The sequence below is a fragment of the Pseudomonas sp. MOIL14HWK12:I2 genome, from assembly GCF_000510745.1.
GTDB classification, from domain to species: domain Bacteria; phylum Pseudomonadota; class Gammaproteobacteria; order Pseudomonadales; family Pseudomonadaceae; genus Chryseomonas; species Chryseomonas oryzihabitans.
Genome location: NZ_KI783313.1, coordinates 880,002 through 898,553 on the forward strand (window position 1 = coordinate 880,002; position 18,552 = coordinate 898,553).

At 69.5% G+C, this 18,552-nt stretch carries 14 protein-coding genes; 2 read left to right on the top strand and 12 right to left on the bottom strand.

The window, feature by feature from the left end:
* Positions 1-51 precede the first annotated feature (51 nt).
* Positions 52-1,080 carry a diguanylate cyclase gene (locus tag PSK12I2_RS0120365; protein WP_027599840.1) on the top strand — a complete coding sequence of 343 codons (1,029 nt, stop codon included), beginning with the start codon at positions 52-54 and terminating at the stop codon, positions 1,078-1,080.
* An 18-nt stretch (positions 1,081-1,098) separates the two neighbouring features.
* Here the strand turns inward: PSK12I2_RS0120365 and PSK12I2_RS0120370 are convergent, their stop codons facing one another.
* Both PSK12I2_RS0120370 and PSK12I2_RS0120375 read right to left on the bottom strand, forming a co-directional pair.
* Entirely contained in the window at positions 1,099-2,013 is a 915-nt protein-coding gene (locus PSK12I2_RS0120370; RefSeq protein WP_027599841.1) for a diguanylate cyclase domain-containing protein, read from the bottom strand.
* A gap of 6 nt (positions 2,014-2,019) precedes the next feature.
* Positions 2,020-8,625 (bottom strand): response regulator, encoded by a 6,606-nt coding sequence (locus PSK12I2_RS0120375; protein ID WP_027599842.1) that lies wholly within the window; start codon positions 8,623-8,625, stop codon positions 2,020-2,022.
* A gap of 170 nt (positions 8,626-8,795) precedes the next feature.
* On the opposite strand from PSK12I2_RS0120375, the gene PSK12I2_RS24220 reads away from it, so the two are divergent.
* A complete protein-coding gene (locus tag PSK12I2_RS24220; protein WP_037007879.1) occupies positions 8,796-10,901 on the top strand; it encodes an NAD(P)-binding protein in 2,106 nt (701 codons plus the stop codon).
* Here the strand turns inward: PSK12I2_RS24220 and PSK12I2_RS0120385 are convergent.
* Genes PSK12I2_RS0120385 through ccmA form a run of 10 tightly spaced genes read right to left on the bottom strand, consistent with a single transcriptional unit; the run spans position 10,827 to position 18,532 of the window.
* Positions 10,827-11,762, bottom strand: coding sequence for a hypothetical protein (locus PSK12I2_RS0120385; RefSeq protein WP_256204010.1), 936 nt, complete (start codon positions 11,760-11,762; stop codon positions 10,827-10,829). The two genes, PSK12I2_RS24220 and PSK12I2_RS0120385, sit on opposite strands and share 75 nt — an antisense overlap.
* Entirely contained in the window at positions 11,759-12,946 is a 1,188-nt protein-coding gene (gene ccmI / locus PSK12I2_RS0120390; protein WP_256204011.1) for a c-type cytochrome biogenesis protein CcmI, read from the bottom strand. Before ccmI ends, PSK12I2_RS0120385 begins: the two co-directional genes overlap by 4 nt.
* Positions 12,943-13,389 carry a cytochrome c-type biogenesis protein gene (locus PSK12I2_RS0120395; protein WP_027599845.1) on the bottom strand — a complete coding sequence of 149 codons (447 nt, stop codon included), beginning with the start codon at positions 13,387-13,389 and terminating at the stop codon, positions 12,943-12,945. Before PSK12I2_RS0120395 ends, ccmI begins: the two co-directional genes overlap by 4 nt.
* Positions 13,386-13,919 carry a DsbE family thiol:disulfide interchange protein gene (locus tag PSK12I2_RS0120400; RefSeq protein ID WP_027599846.1) on the bottom strand — a complete coding sequence of 178 codons (534 nt, stop codon included), beginning with the start codon at positions 13,917-13,919 and terminating at the stop codon, positions 13,386-13,388. The genes PSK12I2_RS0120395 and PSK12I2_RS0120400 overlap by 4 nt, the downstream gene beginning before the upstream one ends.
* Positions 13,919-15,880 (bottom strand): heme lyase CcmF/NrfE family subunit, encoded by a 1,962-nt coding sequence (locus PSK12I2_RS0120405; RefSeq protein ID WP_027599847.1) that lies wholly within the window; start codon positions 15,878-15,880, stop codon positions 13,919-13,921. The genes PSK12I2_RS0120400 and PSK12I2_RS0120405 overlap by 1 nt, the downstream gene beginning before the upstream one ends.
* On the bottom strand, positions 15,877-16,332 hold the full coding sequence (gene ccmE / locus PSK12I2_RS0120410) for a cytochrome c maturation protein CcmE (protein ID WP_027599848.1): 456 nt from the start codon (positions 16,330-16,332) through the stop codon (positions 15,877-15,879). The genes PSK12I2_RS0120405 and ccmE overlap by 4 nt, the downstream gene beginning before the upstream one ends.
* Positions 16,329-16,505, bottom strand: coding sequence for a heme exporter protein CcmD (ccmD, locus tag PSK12I2_RS24705; protein ID WP_074583134.1), 177 nt, complete (start codon positions 16,503-16,505; stop codon positions 16,329-16,331). Before ccmD ends, ccmE begins: the two co-directional genes overlap by 4 nt.
* The gene (locus tag PSK12I2_RS0120420) at positions 16,502-17,248 is read right to left on the bottom strand and encodes a heme ABC transporter permease (protein WP_027599849.1); all 747 of its coding nucleotides are present in this window, start codon (positions 17,246-17,248) and stop codon (positions 16,502-16,504) included. Before PSK12I2_RS0120420 ends, ccmD begins: the two co-directional genes overlap by 4 nt.
* 10 nt (positions 17,249-17,258) lie before the next feature.
* Positions 17,259-17,930, bottom strand: a complete 672-nt coding sequence (ccmB, locus tag PSK12I2_RS0120425) for a heme exporter protein CcmB (protein WP_027599850.1) — start codon at positions 17,928-17,930, stop codon at positions 17,259-17,261.
* Positions 17,927-18,532 carry a cytochrome c biogenesis heme-transporting ATPase CcmA gene (ccmA, locus tag PSK12I2_RS0120430; protein ID WP_027599851.1) on the bottom strand — a complete coding sequence of 202 codons (606 nt, stop codon included), beginning with the start codon at positions 18,530-18,532 and terminating at the stop codon, positions 17,927-17,929. Before ccmA ends, ccmB begins: the two co-directional genes overlap by 4 nt.
* Positions 18,533-18,552 lie beyond the last annotated feature (20 nt).

Consider the following 18,552-nt stretch of genomic DNA (forward strand, 5'->3'; position numbering starts at 1 on the left):
CCAAGAAGAGACGCGGGACGTTTGACCCCGCCCGCACAAGGACTCGCAGTAATGGCCACGCACGAGGGTAATACCCTGGACAGCCTGACCGCACCCAAGGTGCGCCTGCTGCTGGTGGACGATCAGCTGATCATCATCGAAGCCCTGCGGCGGATGATCGCCGATCAGCCCGACATCGAGCTGCATTACTGCCTGGACGCCCACCAGGCGGTCAGCATGGCCCTTCAACTCAAGCCCACGGTGGTCCTGCAGGACCTGATCATGCCGGAGATCGACGGCCTGGAAACGGTCAAGCGTTTCCGTGCCGAACCAGCGCTGCGCGACGTGCCCATCGTGGTGCTCTCCTCCAAGGAGGACCCCCAGGTCAAGGCGCAGAGCTTCGCCACCGGCGCCAACGACTATCTGGTCAAGTTGCCCGACAAGCTGGAACTGCTGGCGCGGGTGCGCTACCACTCCGAGGCCCATGTGCTGCGCGCCCAGCGCGACGAGGCCTTTCGCTTCCTGCGCGAAAGCCAGCGCCAGCTCGCCGAGGCCAATATCCAGCTGCAGAAGCTGGTGGCCATCGACAGCCTCACCGGCATCAACAACCGCCGCCATTTCGACCAGACCTACGAAGGCGAATGGCTGCGCGCCCGGCGCAATCGCCAGCCGCTGGCCCTGCTGCTGTGCGACGTCGACCACTTCAAGCGCTACAACGACACCTATGGCCACCTCAGCGGCGATCTCTGCCTGAAGAAGGTGGCGGCGGTGCTCACCGAGCAACTCAAGCGACCGGCCGACCTGGTGGCCCGCTACGGGGGCGAGGAATTCGCCATGGTGCTGCCGGAGACCGACGCCGAGGGCGCGCTCAAGGTCGCCGAGGCCTGCCGGGCCGGTGTCGAGCGGTTGCAGGTGGCCCACTCCGGCAGCGACCTGGGCTTCGTCACCATCTCCATCGGCGTCGGCAGCATCCAGCCGCAGAGCGGTGACGACCACGAAGCCTTCATCGAGCGCACCGACCAGGCGCTGTACCAGGCCAAGGCCGAAGGCCGCAACCGGGTGCACCTGGTCAAGGGCAGCGGCAAGGACCTCCCGGCCTAGGGACGCGGCGGCTGCAACCTAGAAGCTGCGACTGACCAGGCGATTACGCCCTTCGGCCTTGGCCTGGTAGAGCAGGTTGTCGGCGGCCTTGAGCAGGCCCTCCGGGGTCTGCTCGGGGGTCGGATTACAGCAGGCCAGGCCCATGCTCATGGTCAGCCAGAGCCGGTCCTCGGCCAGCGGATGAGCGATGCGCAATTCGGCGATGCCCTGCCGACAGCGTTCCAGCACCGCCTCGGCGGCCGTGCGCGAAGCGCCCGGTAGCAGCAGCACGAACTCCTCCCCACCATAACGCGCCAGGCAATCCCGCTCGCGGATGCGCTGTTCCAGCACCTGAGCGACCCGCGCCAGCGCCTGATCCCCGGCGCCATGGCCGTGGGTATCGTTGTACTGCTTGAAGTAGTCGATATCGAGCATGGCGATGGCCAGCGAGCCCCGCCGGCTGACCGCCAGCTGCCACTCGATCGCCAGCTGCTCGTCGAAGCGGCGGCGATTGCCCACTGCGGTCAGCGGATCCATGTGCGCCAGCTCTTCGAGCAGCCGCCGCTGGCGGGCCAGTTGCAGGTGCAGCCGCACCCGCGCCAGCACGGCCAGAGGATTGAAGGGCTTCTGGATGAAGTCGCTGGCGCCCAGTTCGAAACACTCCACCTCGCGGTGCAGGTCATTGGCCGCGGTGATGAAGATCACCGGGATGGCACTGGTCTCGGCGCGGCGCTTGAACAGCTGGATCAGTTGCAGGCCGTCGATGCCGGGCATCACCACGTCCAGCAGGATGAGGTCGGGGTGCTCGCGGGCGGCCTTGGTCAGGGCCTGCACCCCGCTCTTGGCCAGCATGATGCGCGCCTCGTCGCGCAGCAGGTCGCCGAGGACGCGCAGATTGCTCTTCTGATCGTCGACGATGAGGATCAACGGCAGGTCCGGACGGCGCCCCTCCATGGGCACCTAGCTCGACCGCTGTCCGGCCTGCCGCACCCGTCGCAGCAGATCCGCGGTGGCATCGGCGGCATGCTCGAACTCCACCTCGTTCACCCATTCGCGAATGCGTACCACGTCGGCGCTGTGGGGCGTGCTCACGCAGGCGCGCAGCAGGGTGTCGAGGACCTCCTCGGCAGCGAAATCCGACGTTTGCAGCAGGGCGATCAGGCGTTCGAGCAGGGCCTCCAGCTCCTCGACCGTGCCCTCCTCGCCACCGGCCACCTCGACCAGGATCTCGTCGAGAGACGCCAGGCAGCGCTCAGCCTCGGCGTGCAGGCGGCGCACGTCCTCGCCGATGGGCTGGGCCAGGCGGATCCTGTTGGTCAGGCGTTGCGCCGCTTCCTGCAGGTCGATGGCGCCGACATAGGCGGCGGTGGCCTGCAGGCCGTGGGCGCACTCGAACAGCGCGGTGACATCGTCCGCCGCACGCCAGGCGGAGATCCGCCCCGGCAATTCGGCCTGTTGCACGCGGAAATCGCGGATCAGCTGTTCATAGAGTTCGGCGCTGCCGCGCAGCAGGCGCAGCGCCGACTCGGGTTCGAGCACCGCACTGGCACGCGCCCGCGCCAGCACGCCGATCTCCTTGACCTCCACGACCTCTTCCACCGCCTTGCGCTCGGCCCGTTGCAGCTGCTCGAGATTGGCCCAGGCGGCGATGATGCGGAACAGTTCGGCGGGATCGAGCGGCTTGACCAGATGATCGTTCATGCCGGCATCCAGGCAGCGCTCGCGATCGCCCGGCAGGCCGTTGGCGGTCATGGCGATGACCGGCAACCCGGCCAGCGCCGGTCGGGTACGCAATTCGCGGGTGGCCGACAGGCCGTCCAGGCGTGGCATATGGACGTCCATCAGCACCAGGTCGTAGCGCTGCTGTTCCAGCTGGTCCAGCGCGGCCTGGCCGTCTTCGGCCACGTCGATCAGGATGCCGCTGCCCTGCAGGAAGCCGATGACCACCTGGCGGTTGATGGCGTTGTCGTCCACCAGCAGCAGGCGGATGCCCTGCAGATCCACCACGCTCTGGCCCACCGTCGGCGCGGCGACCGGCGCCAGGCCCAGTCCGGACAGCAGTCGCTGCACGGCGGGACCGGTGACCGGTTTGTCGAGAAGCTCCAGACCCGGCAGATCCTCGCCCAGGCTGCGCACCTCTTCCGCCTCGTAGGGCGAGGCCAGCAGGGTCACTGCCAACTCCGGTTGCCGGGCGCGCAGCTGGCGCGCCAGGGCCAGACCGTCTTCGCCGCCCAGGCGCCAGTCGACGATGGCCAGTTCGAAGACCGACGTGGCCATGGCCGCCAGGGCCTGCTCGGTGGATTCGGCTTCCACCACCTGCATGCCCAGTTCGCGTAGCCGTTGCCCCAGGGTGCGCCGGGCCAGGCCGTGGTCGTCCACCAGCAGGACCTGGCGCGGGGTCTGGCTGGGCAGCCGCTCGGGCTCGCCCACCACGGGCAGGGTCAGCCGCAGGGTAAAGCAGGAGCCGCGCCCGGCTTCGCTGTGGACGTCGAGGGTGCCGCCCATGAGTTCGGTGAGCTGGCGGGAGATCGCCAGGCCCAGGCCAGTCCCGCCATAGCGGCGGCTGATGGAGCCGTCCGCCTGGGTGAAGGGCTGGAAGAGTTGTGCCTGCTGGGCCTCGGTCAGGCCGATGCCGGTGTCTTCCACCGCCAAACTGAAATGGGCACGACCGGCTTCGCAGACCGCGCCGACCCGGATCAGCACATGGCCCCGCTCGGTGAACTTGACCGCATTGCTCAGCAGATTGACCAGCACCTGCTGCAGGCGCAGCGGATCGCCTTCCAGCGCCAGGGGAATGTCCGGACCGCAATCCAGCACCAGCTCGACACCCTTCTCATGGGCCTTGAGGGCGCAGAGATTGAGGGTTCGTTCGAGCACCTTGGCCAGGTTGAAGCCCAGCTGTTCGAGCTGGGTACCGCCGGCTTCGTTGCGCGAATAGTCGAGCACGTCGTTGATCACGCTCAGCAGGGTCTCGCCGGAATCGAGGATCTTGCCGACATGGCCGCGCTGTTCGCCGGACAGCCTGGTACCCAGGGTCAGGCGGCTGAGGCCGATCACCGCATTGAGCGGGGTGCGGATCTCGTGGCTCATGGTCGCCAGGAACAGCGACTTGGCCGCGGCCGCCTCTTCGGCGCGAATGCGCGCCTGGTCCAGTTCGAGGGTGCGCTCGCCGACGCGCTGCTCCAGGGTCTCGTAAATCTGCGCGTGTTCCAGGGAGATCGCCGCCTGGGTGGCCAGGATGCTCAGCACCTGCAACCGCCCCGGGGTGAAGGCCTGGGCCAGCAGGTTGTTTTCCAGATAGAGGATGCCGATCAGGCGATTCTGGCGCAGCACCGGCAGGCAGCAGACCGACCGCGGACGGCGCGCGCGCATGTAGGCGTCGCGGACGAACCGACCGGCACGGGCGGCGTCGTCGAGAATCACCGGCTCGCGATGGCGGATCACATGGGACACCAGGGTCAGGGGCACCAGACCCTCGCCGGCATCCTGCTCGTTCAGCGCCAGCGGCAGTCCCTGCAGCACCTTGGGCTCGGCGGCGCCACTGCAGACCGAGGCCTGCACCAGCCAGCGCCCGCCCTCGGGCAACAGCAGCAAGCCATGCTGAGCGCCGCCCTCCTCCAGGATGATGCGCATCATCCGCGCCAGCAGCTGATCCAGCGCCAGTTCGTTGGAGATGGTCTGCAGCGACTTGAGCACCGACAGCCAGTCCAGGCGCATGATGTCGCTGGTGGACTGGGCCTGGGTGCGCTGCACCGTCAGGGGAGTGGCCTCGGCCACGCGCAACCAGTGGGGAAATTCGTTTTCCAGCGCCTGGGCCTTGGCTGCGGCGCCCCAGTGCAGATAGCTGCGCTGGGCGTCCTGCAGGTAGGTCCGGGCGATGCGCGGACGCTGCTGTTCCAGCCAGAAACGCCCATAGAGTTCCTCGGCCAGCGCCGCACCCTGGCGGAAGCCATGCAGCCGCGCGGATTCCAGGGCCTGCTCATAGAGGTCCATGGCGGCGTCGGCGCGGCCCTCGCGGCGCGCCCGTTCAGCGGCCACCAGGTCGCGCTTGTGGGCGAAGTTTTCCGGGCAGTGCGCCGCCCAACCACTCAACCGCTCCTGGGCGGTCTCGATCTTGGCCAGGGTCTCGCCTGCCAGTTCGCCCTCGGCGAGCAGGATCAGCGCCTGATAGAAGGCGTGCTCGGCGATGCTGAACCAGCCGAAGCTGGCCGCCAGCGAGGCCTCCATGGCTTCGGCGTGCTGCCGGGCCTGGGGCAGTCGGCGGAACAGCAGCGCCGCCTGCATCTTGTTGAAGTCGTAGTAGTTCAGGCAGAGGACATGCCCGCTGTCCTGCATCTGCCGCACCAGCGCCGCTTCGTCCTGGCCCTCCTCGTCCCAGGTCTCCTGACTTGGGGTGAGGCCCTGCAGCAGGCGCAGCGACTGGCGCAGGATGGTAAATATCTCCAGGGTGTTGGGATCGCCGATCCCCAGCAGGATCCGCTCGATCTCCGCGGTTTCGCCGAGGATGTCGTCCAGCGGCGCGCCGGCGTGCTGCAGGTGCTTGAGGATGTGGAAGGCGCTGTAGGCGGTGAAGATGATCTCACCGGTGCGCTGACCGGCCGCCAGGGCCTCGCGCAGCAGGGCGACGTTGTCCGCTATGGGGCTCGACCAGGGGCTGTTGGTCACCGCGAACATGGTGTAGACCTTGCACTTGAGCGGCAGATTGCCGGTGCGGTCGACCAGGTCGACGGCCAGCCGCCCGACCTGATAACCCAGCTCGTAGCGACCGTGGAAGGCCGACAGCAGCGAGCCGTAGTTGGCATAGCCGAAGGGCGAGAGATCGCCGTTGCCGTACTGGATCGACAGCTTGACGATGCGCATGACCGCCAGCAGGCTCATTGGCAGGTCGACGTTGATCGCCGGCCCCCAGAGCAGGCCCAGCAGGCGGATCAGCAACTGGGCGCGCGGGTCTTCCATGCGCGGCAGGTCGAGCAGCGCCGCCGGGTTGCGCGTGGCCAGCCAGGCCTCGACCTCGGCGCTGTCGGCGCCAATGGCCTGATTGATGGCGTCCGGTGCCTCCGGCCAGGGCTCGTCCAGTGCCTGGATACCGGCCTTGGCCACGGTCAAGGCTTCGGTGAAGCGCCCGAGGCCGCTGTAGAGATCGATCTGCAGGGCCCGCACCCCGGCTTCCTCGAAGGTGCTGCGCGCGCGCGGCAACAGCAGTTCGCAGATGCGCAGGGCCTCGTTGGCATCGCCACAGAGGTGCGCGACCTCGGCCCATTCCCGATGCAGCTGGAACAGCAGCGCGTGGCGGCTCTCCCAGGCGGCGGCGTCGATCAGCGTAACGGCCGTGCGCAGGAAATCCTGGGCGGCCGGATAGGCATTGGCCTGGCGCGCCTTGCGGGCGGCGTCCAGATTGAGCTCCAGCAGCTGCAGCCGCTCGGCGGGCGTCTCGATCAGGGCGACGGCCAGGTTGAGGTGACTGACCGCGTCCAGCCGCGTGGCGCTGCCTTCGGCGAGATACAGCTGCCCGGCGCGCAGATGGACCCGTTCGCGCTCGGCGGGCGCCAGCAGCGAATGGGCGGCATGGCGTACCTGATCGTGCAGGAAGCTGTAGTGGGTGGGCGTCTGCTCACCCACCTGGCCACCCTCGGGCTCGGTGAGCAGGCCTTCCTGCACCAGCGACTGGCAGCGCCGGCGGATGTCCGCGGGCGATTCCGCCATCAGCGCGGCCAGGCGGTCGCTGGAGAAATGGGTGCCCAGGCAGGCTGCCCATTGCAGCAGCTGCGAGGTGGCGGCCGGCAGGTCCTTGAGCTTGCCCACCATGAAGTCGACGACGTTGTCGTAGACGTCCAGCGCCTGGAGCCGGGCCAGCTCCCAGTGCCACTGGCCGGTCTCGCCGTCGAATTCCAGCAGGCCTTCCTGCTGCAGGCTGCGCAGCAGCTGCTCGATGAAGAAGGGATTGCCAAGGGTCTTGTCCAGGCAGAGGCCGGCCAGGGCCGCCTGGTCTTCCGCCGGTGCCGGCAGCAGCTCGGCGATCAGTCGCTCGATTTCTACCCGCGACAGCGGTCCCAGCGACACATTGCGGATCAGCGCCGCACCCAGCAACCGTTCCAGGGCACTGCCCGCCAGCTGCTCTTCACGATGGGTCGCCACCAGCAGCAGCGGCCCCTGATCACCGCGGGCCAGCAGGCGCTCGATCAGCCGCAGCGACGGGCTGTCGGCCCACTGTAGATCGTCCAGCCACAGCAGCAGCGGCCGGGAGTCCGCGGCAAAGGCCAGCAGCAGCGCGATCACGGCTTCGTCGAAACGTTGCTCGGCCTGCAGCGGCGGCAACTCGGCCACCGGTGCCTGGGGCCCGAGCCAGCTGGCCAGCTCGGGCGAGACCTCGGTCAGCACCCCGGCATTGCCCCCCAGGCCCTCCACCAGGCGGTCGGCAAAGGCCTCGCCCAGGGTCTGGCCGATCTCCACCAGTTCGCGCACGGCCTGGCGCAGGGCGCCATAGGGCACCTCCTTGCCAAGGGTCTCGAACTTGCCGTGGGCGAGCAGCACCCGATCGCCCTGGCGGCGGACGAAGGCCTGCACCAGCGCCGATTTGCCCACCCCGGACTGGCCGCTGACAAAGACGGCTTCGCTCCGACCCAGGGTCGCCCGGGCCAGTGCCTCTTCCAGCAAGCGCAGCGGCGCGCCGCGCCCCTGCAGGGTACGCACCGGCACCAGTCGCGCGGGCGGATCCTGCTCGCCGAGGGCGAAGGGCGTCCGCTCACCGGCCCGATGGGCCGCCTGGCAGCGCTGCAGGTCGCGCAGGATGCCGAAGCAGCCCTGGTAGCGCTCTTCGGCGGCCTTGGCCATGAGCTTGTCCACCAGCGCCGCCAGCATCGGCGGTACCGTCGGCACCCGCTCGACCAGCGAGGGTGCGCGCATCGCCAGGTGCGCATGCACCAGCTCCAGCGGATCCTGGGCGCGGAACGGCGGCTCGCCCGCGAGCATCTCGTAGAAGGTCACGCCCAGCGCATAGAAGTCGCTGCGGTAGTCCTGGTGCCGCCCGGTCCGCCCGCTCTGTTCCGGGGCGAGATAGGTCAGCGAGCCCTCCAGGCGGCTGTCGCTGCCCTGGACGGCGCCAAAGGCCGTGGCGATGCCCAGATCGGTGAGTCTCAGGCTGCCGGTGGTGCAGTTGCAGACGATGTTGCGCGGATTGAGGTCGTTATGGGCGATGCGCAGCCGGTGCAGCCGCGCCAGGGCGCGGACGATGGCCAGCGCCCAGTCGAAGAAGTCGTCCAGCGCCAGCGGCCCGGCGGCGAGCAACTCGGCCAGGTCGCTACCACCGATGTCTTCGAGCACCAGCACCTGGCGGCCCTGGTATTCCAGCAGTTCCAGGGCGGCGCTCACCGCCCCGCTGGCACTGGCGCGGCGGGTCAGCTCGAATTCATGGCGCAGCCCGGCCTGGGCCTGGGGCGTGGGATAGTCGGCGGCCAGCTGCTTGAGGATCACCGGCTGGCCATCGACCAGGCGCGTGCCGCGGTAGATCAGGGCATGGCGGCTTTCGCTCACCCGCGTCTTGCAGCTGTAGCCTGGAATCCTCAACACCGCGTTCGCCTCGATCCTCGGCCGACCGGTCTACGCCGCGCCAGCGCCTCAACTATTTCCGTTGCCTTGCTAAAGTCTCAAGGGAACTTTTCGATAAAGTGATATTACCCTAGCCATCATCTGGCATTCGTCCACTGGTGCAACAATTTGCACACTTCGGAGCAATAGGCATGGACGCTGTACCTTCTGTCCGCAAGATCGCCATCTTGGGCGGCGGCGTGTCCGCCGTCACCACCGCCTTTCGTCTTACTAATGAGCCCAACTGGCAAGAGCGTTACCAGATCACCCTGTACCAGCAGGGCTGGCGTCTCGGCGGCAAGGGGGCCAGCGGACGCAATGCCACCGACCACCAGCGCATCGAGGAACACGGCATCCATGTCTGGTTCGGCTTCTACTACAACGCCTTCCATAGCCTGAGGCAGTGCTACGAGGAACTGGACCGGCCCGCCGGCGCGCCGCTGGCGACCCTCGACGAGGCCTTCTTCCCGCATTCCCACACCGCCTTCGCCGACGACTTCCAGGCGCAGTGGACCACCTGGCCCATCGACACCCTGGCGTTGCCCGGCAAGCCCGGCGAGGGCTGGAATCCCAAGCCCTTCATGGGCGCCCTCGGCGATCTGCTGGAGTGGCTGCTGCGGCTGGGCGAGGTGGACGACACCCCGACTGCCGCTGCGTCAGGTGGCCTGTTCGCCCGGCTGCGCGCACATTGCCGCGAGGAGCTGCATGAGCGACTCCTGAACGAGGCGGAGCGCCAGCTGCAGCAGGCCCGCACGGCGCTGTCCGACGGCGTCGACCATCCCGTGCTGCTGGCGCTGCTGCGCAAGCTCCGCGGCCTGCTCGGCGACATCCTGCACGACCGCAGTCAGACCCACGTCAAGGCCCACCGGCTGTGGCTGCTGATGGACTTCGGCCTGACCGTGCTGATCGGCATGCTCGCCGACGAGGTCTATGCCAAGGGCTTCGCGGCGCTCAACCAAGAAACCTTCCAGGCCTGGCTGAGCCGTCATGGCGCCAGCGCCGCGACCCTGGACGGCGCGGTGCTCAAGTCCCTGCACGGCGGCATCTTCGCCTATCGCGACGGCGATCTCGCCCAGCCCGACGTCGAGGCCGGCACCGTGCTGCGCGCCGCCCTGCTGGCCCTGACCACGGCCAAGGGCTCCTTTATCTGGCGCATGCAGGCCGGCATGGGCGACGTGGTCTTCGCGCCCTACTACGAGGTGCTCGCGCGCCGCGGGGTGGACTTCCGCTTCTTCCACCAGGTGACCGCCATCGAAGCCGCCGACGACGGCCAGGGCCCGCGGGTGACGCGCCTCGAGATCCAGCGCCAGGTCAGGCTCAAGGGCGCCGCCTACCAGCCGCTGGTGGACGTCAAGGGCCTGCCCTGCTGGCCCTCGGCCCCGCTGTACGAGCAGCTCGACGACCAGATCGCCCGGGACCTGCAGAAGGGCCAGATCAACCTGGAATCCAACTGGAGCGGCTGGCAGGGCGTCGAGCGGCTGGAACTGCAGGTCGACCGCGACTTCGACGAGGTGGTGCTGGGGATCTCCGTGGCCGGCCTGGCCGACCTGGCCCCCAGCCTGTGCGCCCTGGACCCGGCGTTCGCGCGCATGACCCGGCAGGTGGCCACCGTCGCCACCCAGGCGGTGCAACTCTGGCAGAACCGCGACGCCTGGCAACTGGGCTGGAGCGGCTCGCCCGAGGGCGGCCAAGCCCCCGAGCTGCTGGGCTTCGCCGCCCAGGCGATGGACTCCTGGGCCGATGTCAGCTACCTGGTGGAGCGGGAGGACTGGTCGAGCGGCACGCCGCCGGCGGACATCAGCTATTTCTGCGGGGTGCTCGCCGCCGCGGCCGCCCCACCCATCGGCAAAAAGGATGACTATCCGCAGCAGGAAGCCGCCAAGGTGAAGCAGGCCTTCCTCGACCTCATGAACGGCAAGCTGGGTGCCTATTGGCCGGAAGCCGTGACCCCGGCGGGCTATCGCTGGGACTTCCTGCTGGCACCCCCCGAGGTCCAGGGCCAGGCGCGCTTCGACTATCAATATTGGCGCGCCAACGTCGATCCCAGCGAGCGCTATGTGCAGAGCGTGGCCGGCAGCAGCCGCCATCGGCTGACCACCGACGGCAGCGTCTGCCGCAACCTCTACCTGACCGGCGACTGGATCGACAACGGCTTCAACATGGGCTGCGTGGAGTCGGCGACCCTATCCGGCCTGCAGACCGCTCGCGCCCTGCTCGGCCACCGTGAGGTCCTGCCCGGCGAGGACGCCTTCCAGTAGCGCCACCGTCTGGGCCGCTGCGCGCTCGGTGCAGCGGTCCACGGCAGGCGGATAGCACGGCTCGCCGCCGTCCAGGTAAGCCAGCAATTCGGGCGCCTGGTTCCAGACGGCGGCCTCGCTGTAGAGCTTGTGTAATTCGAAGCGAATCCAGCCGTCCATGAGGCGCACGCCCAGTTCCTCGATACCCAGCCCGTGCCCCTCGATGACCTCGCGATCCGCCTCGGTGAGGGGATAATGCGGGGGATAGAACTCGGCGAGGCTGACCAGCAGCTTGACCGAGAAGCCGCGCGGATCGGCCAGCAGGGCCCCCAGCTCGGCGAACAGCGTCGCCTCCTCCACCAGCGCCTGGGCGAACATCAGCCGATAGAGGGTGATGTTGAGGAACAGCTGACCTACCGCGTTCTCCGCGCGAGCCTCTTCCTGATGCAGGGCGAAGCCGGCGAGGATGGAGGCGTTGTGCGCCCGGTACCAGTGACGCGGGGTGGGATCGGCGATGAAGGTCAGCCAGCAGCGCGTCGGATAGGGCGCCTGGTCACCGGCCAGGCCATGCTGCGCCAGGCAACCGGCCAGCTCGGACAGATAGATGAAGTGCAGATTGACGTTGCGCCACCAGGCGCTGCCGGTCACGGGATCCAGGACACCGGCCTGGATTTCCCAGTCGAGAAAGGCCAGCTCCGAATCGCCATAGCTCAGGCCATCGTTGTCGGCGTCGCCGAAGCTCCTGTAGAAGTCCCCGCGGACCGCCCGCCGCCGGACAGGCACGTTCTCGATCTGGCGACAGAGTTCGCGGGTCGCCGCGACGGCGTCTTCATAGGTGTACATGCCTTCCCTGCCCTGCTTGTTGGAATCCTGGCCGATCATGGCGCAATGGCATCACCGGCCTCCACGCGCAATAGGCTGAACGCACTAGAAGGGAGCTCCAGTGGCTGTCCCTCATGCCGCCAGTCGCCCCTGAGCGGATCGCCGCCCCGGGCGATCACCACCACGGGTCTTACCCGCCGGTGGTCGGACAGCTTGCGCTGCGGCAGCATGGCGTCGCGATCGTCCAGGCGCACCCGGAGGGGCAGATCGGCAACCCGCAATCGCCGTACCGCCAGCGGTGGGCCGGGCTGATCCACCGCCAGGGCCAGCACGAAGACGCTGTCCTCGGGCCGTACCCGCTGCGCCACCGCGGGCGCCAGGCGGACCTCCACTTCGAGCCCCGGCTTGGCCAGCGCCTGACCGCCCGCCCGCGCCGCCGTCTCCGCCCGGGCGATCCCCTGGGCGAGGGTGGCGCGCAGGGGATCGCCCGCTGGCAGCACGGCGACCAGCCGCTGCCAGTAGCCTGCCGCCTCGGCGTAGCCCCCCCGTTCGTAGGCAGCCATGCCCAACAGCCCCAGGGTGGTGGGCTCCCCGGGATTGGCGGCCAGGGCTTCGTCGGCCAGCGCCCGGGCCTGGGCATCCAGCTGGCGCCCGGCGGCGAAGAAGCGGGCCTGGGCCAGTTGCCCAAGGACCTCCGCGCGCCGGCCATCACGAGGAATGACCTGTTCGAAGGCGGCCACGGCATCCCGGTAGCGACCCAGGCCGGCATAGGCGCGTGCCAGCAGGTACCAGTTGTCGGCCGCCTGGGGTTGCAGTCGCGTCGCTGCCTCCAGATAGGCCAGCAGCGCCTGGGGCGAGGCCGGCGGCGCGGCGAGACGCTGACTCAGTTGCCAGGCCGGCCAGCCGCCCAGCAGCAGGTAGAGCCCCAGGGCCAGGGCCGGGCCGCCCAGGGCGACCGCGACCCCCAGGCAACGGCCGCGGCGCTGGGGCGAAGCCTCCTCGGCAGGACTGTCGGCGAGCAGGCTGCGGCCGGCCTCGGCTTCGGCCAGCGCCAGGGCCTGGTCGTCCAGCTCGCCCCGGGCCGCCCGCGCCCGGGCTTCGGCCAGGCGCTCCTGATAGAGGGTGCGATTGAGCACCGCGCGCTGGTCCGCCGTGGCGGGTCCGCCGCGCAGGAGCGGTACCAGCAGGATCAGCAGCGCCAGGATCAGCAGCAGCCCCGCCAATCCCCAGAAGGTCGGCATCATGGCTCCTCCTCCGCCTGCAGCGCGGCCAGGCGCTGGCGTTCGGCCTCGCTCAAGGCCTGCTCCGGCCGGCGCCGCCGCGTCAGGACCAGCAGCAGGCCGGCACCGCCCAGCAGGCCCAGGCCCGGCAGCAGCCACAGCAGCAGGGTGCGCCCCTCGAAAGGCGGTCGATAGCGGATGAATTCACCGTAGCGCTGCTCCAGGTGGGCGATGATCTCGGCATCGCTCCGCCCGGCCGCCATCAGGCGCTGGATCTCGCGGCGCAGATCGCCGGCGATGGGCGCATTGGAATCGGCCAGGTCCTGGTTCTGGCACTTGGGGCAGCGCAGTTCGCGGGTCAGCGCCTGGAAGCGCGCACGCTCAGCGTCGTCGCGAAAGCCATAGGGGTCGATGGCCGCCTGGCTCAGGATCGACCAGAGCAGCAACAGCAGCCAGCCGGCCCTCATGGCGTCGCTACCAGGGCGCGATAGCGCGGCCCGAGGTCTGCGTCCCAGACGCGCTGATCGATCACCCCGACATGGCGATAGCGCACCACGCCCCGGGCATCGATGAGAAAGGTCTCCGGCGCGCCATAGACGCCCAGGTCCAGCCCCAGCCGGCCTTCGTCGTCGCGAATATCGAGCTGGTAGGGATCGTGGAACTCCGCCAGCCAGCGGCGGGCGCTGGCGTTGTCATCCTTGTAGTTGATGCCGTGGATCACCACGCCCTCGGCCTTGAGTCGAGTGAGCAGCGGGTGCTCGTCCCGGCAGGCCACGCACCAGGTGCCCCAGACATTGACCAGCGCCGGGCGGCCGAGCAGGTCCTGCCGGGTGAACAGGCGGTCGTCCTGCACGCCTGGCAGCGAAAACGCCGGAAAGGGTTGGCCGACCAGCGCCGACGGCAGGGCCTGGGGATCGCGATAGAGCCCGCGAAAGAGAAAGCCGGCCAGCACCAGAAAGGCCAGCAGTGGCAGGCAGAGCAACAGGCGACGGCGCATCAGCGGGACTCCGCGGCAGAGGCAGGGGAAGACGACCGGCGGCGGCGATAGCGCGGATCGGCCAGGGCCAGCAGGCCGCCCAGGGCGGTGAGCAGGCCACCAAGCCAGATCAGCCGGACGAAGGGCTTGATCTGCAGGCGCACGGCCCAGGCGCCCTGCCCCAGCGGCTCGCCGAGGGCCACATAGAGATCGCGGGTCAGGCCGGCGTCGATGGCGGCTTCGGTCATCACCGCGTTACTGGCCAGATAGCGGCGTTTTTCCGGGGTCAGCAGGGCGACCACCCGGCCCTCGCGCTCGACCTGCAGCAGGGCGCGCTCGGCGGTGAAGTTGGGCCCTTCGTAGTGCTGAGTACCGGCGAAGCCGAAGCGATAGCCCTGGAGTTCGACGTGCTCGCCTGGCGCCAGGCGCAGATCGCGCTGCACATCCAGCTGGCTGGCCAGCACCACGCCCAGGGCCAGCACCGCCAGCCCCAGGTGGGCCAGGTGCATGCCCCAGTAGCTGCGTGGCTGACTGCGCAGGCCGCGGCGCCAGCCCAGCGCCGCCACCTTGCCCAGCACGTCGCGCAGCGCGGTCAGCAGAATCCAGGCCGCCAGCGCCAGCACCGCCAGGATCGCCGCCCTGGGCTGATCCAGCCACCAGGCAAACAGTCCGGCCAAGGCCGCGCAGCCCAGCAGGATGGGTGCCAGCAGGCGCGCCAGCCAGCGACCCGGGCTGCTTTTCCAGCGCACCAGCACCCCGACGCCCAGGGCCAGCATCAGCAGCGCCATCAGCGGCACGAACAGCAGGTCGAAATACGGCGGGCCCACCGACAGCTTGGCGCCGGTCAGGCTGTCGATCACCAGCGGATAGAGGGTGCCGAGCAGGACCGTGGCGGCGGCGGTCACCAGGATCAGGTTGTTGATCAGCAGCAGCGCCTCGCGCGACGCCAGGCCAAAGGACGCCGAGCCGCTGAGCGCCGGCGCGCGCCAGGCGAACAGCGCCAGGGAGCCGCCGACCACCAGCAGCAGGAAGGCCAGGATGAAGACGCCGCGGGTGGGATCGCTGGCGAAGGCATGCACCGAGGTCAGCACCCCCGAGCGCACCAGAAAGGTCCCCAGCAGGCTGAGGGAAAAGGCGGCGATGGCCAGCAGCACCGTCCAGCCCTTGAACAGGCCGCGTTTCTCGGTCACCGCCAGGGAGTGCAGGAGCGCCGTGCCCACCAGCCAGGGCATGAAGGATGCGTTTTCCACCGGATCCCAGAACCACCAGCCACCCCAGCCCAGTTCGTAGTAGGCCCACCAGGAGCCGAGCACGATGCCGCAGCCGAGAAAGGCCCAGGCGAGCAGGGTCCAGGGCCGGGCCCAGCGCGCCCAGGCGGCGTCCAGCCGGCCTTCCAGCAGCGCCGCCAGGGCGAAGGCGAAGGCCACCGAAAAGCCGACGTAGCCCATGTAGAGCATGGGCGGATGCAGGATCAGCCCGGGGTCCTGCAGCAGCGGATTGAGGTCGTTGCCCTCCCGCGGAAATTGCGGCAGCAGGCGGGCGAAGGGATTGGAGGTGGCGACCAGAAAGGTCAGGAATCCGGTGGCCACCAGCCCGAGGATGCCCAGCACCCGCGCCAGCAGCGCCTGGGGCAAGGATCGCGAACAGCACGCCACCGCCAGACTCCAGCCCGCCAGGATCAGCGCCCAGAGCAGCAGGGAGCCCTCGTGGGCGCCCCAGGTGGCGCTGACCTTGTAGTACCAGGGCAGGCGACTGTTGGAGTTGGCCGCCACATAGGCCACCGAGAAGTCGTCCTGCAGAAAGGCCCAGGTCAGGGCGGCAAAGGCCAGCGCCAGGAACAGCCACTGGCCGAAAGCGGCCGGGCGCGCCAAGCGCATCCAGTCGGCCTGACCGCGCCAGGCGCCCAGCAGCGGCAGGGTGCCCTGCACCAGAGCCATGGCCAGCCCCAGCAGCAGGCAGAGTTGTCCGAGTTCCGGGATCATGGCGCCGGCCTCGCGCCGTCGAGCGGCCGTCCGGCCTGGCGCAGCGCCTGGCTCACTTCGGGGGGCATGTATTTCTCGTCGTGCTTGGCGAGGATCTGATCGGCCACCAGGCGCCCCTGGTCGTCGAGTCGACCCAGGGCCACCACGCCCTGCCCCTCGCGGAACAGATCCGGCAGGATGCCGGCATAGCTCACCCGCACCTCCCGCTGGAAATCTGTGATGACGAAACTCACCGCCAGGGAATCCGCGGCGCGCACCAGGCTGCCCTGCTCCACCATGCCGCCGGCGCGGATGCGGGTATCGCGCGGCGCCTCGCCTCGGGCGATCTGGCTCGGGGTATAGAAGAGGTTGATGTTCTGCTGCAGGGCGCTGAGGGCCAGCGCCGCTGCGCCCCCTACGCCTAGCAACAGCAGCAGGATCCACAGCAGCCGACGACGACGAACCGGATTCATGGCCGCCGCTCCCGCCGCCAGCGCTGGCGCAACTCCCGCTGCAGCCGGCGACGCGCCTGCCAGCCGTGCAGCAGCAGGCCGCCGAGGACGATCAGGGTCAGGCCGAAGGCCGGCCAGACATAGAGGCCATGACGCCCCATGCCAAGGGCTTGCGCCCAGTCCACGCCGCTCACGCGCCCTCCTCGCCCAGTTCCAGGCGTACCCAGCGACTGCGCCATTCGCGCCTGAGCACTTCCAGACGCATGCGCTGCAGCAGCACGCCGGCAAAGAACAGGTAGAACGCCAGCACCATCACCAGCAGCGGCAGCCACATGGCCGCCGGCATCGGGGGACGCTCCACCAGGCTGAAGGTGGCCGGCTGGTGCAGGGTGCTCCACCACTCCACCGAATACTTGATGATCGGCAGATTGACCGAGCCCACCAGCGCCAGGATGGCGCAGGCCCGGGCGGCGCTCTCGCGATGGTCGATGGCCTGCCCCAGGGCGATCACGCCCAGATAGAGAAACAGCAGCACCAGCATCGAGGTGAGCCGGGCATCCCAGATCCACCAGGTGCCCCAGGTGGGAATGCCCCACAGCGACCCGGTGGCCAGGGCGATCACCGTCATCCAGGCGCCGATCGGCGCGGCCGCGCGCAGGGCCACATCGGCCAGCTTGAGGCGCCAGACCAGGCCGATGGCCCCGGCGACCGCCAGCAGCAGATAGCAGGACTGCGCCAGAAAGGCCGCCGGCACATGCACATAGATGATGCGAAAGCTGTCGCCCTGCTGATAGTCCGGCGGCGCCAGGAACAGCCCCCAGCTCAGGCCGACGGCCAGCAGCAGTCCGGCCAGCGCCAGGCAGGGCCCCTGCAGCCGGCCGGCCAGGCGATAGAAGATGGCGGGAGAGCCCAGGCGATGCAGCCAGGTCCAGTTCATGTCGTCCTCGTCATTGGGCCGCGCCGATGCGCAGGCCGGCGGCGATCGCCAGGGGGGCCAGGGTCAGGGCCAGCAGGGTGAGGCAGCCCAGCCAGAGCAGCAGCCCCGCTACCGGCAGGCCCAGCCGCGCCGCGTCCAGGGTGCTGGCGCCAAGGATCAGCACCGGGATCTGTAGCGGCAGATTGAGCAGCGCCAGCAGCAGCCCGCCACGGGCCAGGCCCACGGTGAGGGCCGCGCCGATGGCGCCGATCAGGGTCAGGGCCAGACTGCCCAGGGTCAGGGCCGCCAGGGTCGCCGGCAGGGCCGCGGCGGGCAGCCCCAGCATCAGCGCCAGTACCGGCGTCAGGGCCACCAGGCCGAGGCCGGCGAAGCACCAGTGCACCAGCAGCTTGAGCAGGACCAGCAGCGGCAAGGGCTGGGGTGCCAGCAGCCAGAGTTCCAGGGAGCCGTCCTGCCACTCGCTGCGAAACAGGGCTTCCTGACCGAGCAGCAGGGCCAGCAACAGCGCGATCCACAGCAAGCCCGGCGCCAGGGCGGCCAGCTGCTGGCTATCGGGCCCCAGGGCCAGGGGAAAGAGGGTCACCACCAGGGCATGGAAGGCCAGGGGCGTGAGCCACAGCGCCGGTCGGCGCCAGGCCAGGCGCCCTTCGCGCCCGAGGATGGCCAGCCAGGCGCCGCTCATCGACCAGCGTCCAGCCAGAGCAGCCGATGGGCGGCCGGGGCGGCTTCCAGCTCGCGGTGACTGGTCAGTACCAGGGCGCCACCCGCGGCGCAATGCGCCTGCAGGCGCGCTTCCAGCCGCGCGCAGGTGCTGGCGTCGAGGGCGGTGAAGGGTTCGTCCAGCAACCAGAGCCGCGGCGGCTCGGGCAGCTGGAGACGGGCCAGGGCGACACGGCGACGCTGGCCGGCCGAGAGCTGCCGGCAGGGCTCGTCCGTCCAGTCGGCCAGCCCCTCCGCCGCCAGGGCGGCCCGGCAGGCCTCCCGCGTCGTCGGGCGCCACAGATTGGCCAGGCTATGGAGATTTTCCGCCGCGGTCAGCCCCTCGGCGATGCCGGGCGCATGACCCAGCCAGAGCAGTTCGCCGGCGGCGGGCCGGCGTACCGTACCGGCATCCGCCGGCAGCAGTCCCGCCAGGATGCGCAGCAAGCTGGTCTTGCCACTGCCGTTGACGCCCCCGATCTGCAGCGATTCGCCCGCCGCCACGCTCAGACTCAGGTCGTCGAACAGCAGGCGACCGCCCCGTTCGCAACGGAGCGCGACGGCGTCGAGCAGGGGCTGATTCAAGACAGGGGTTCTCACGGCAC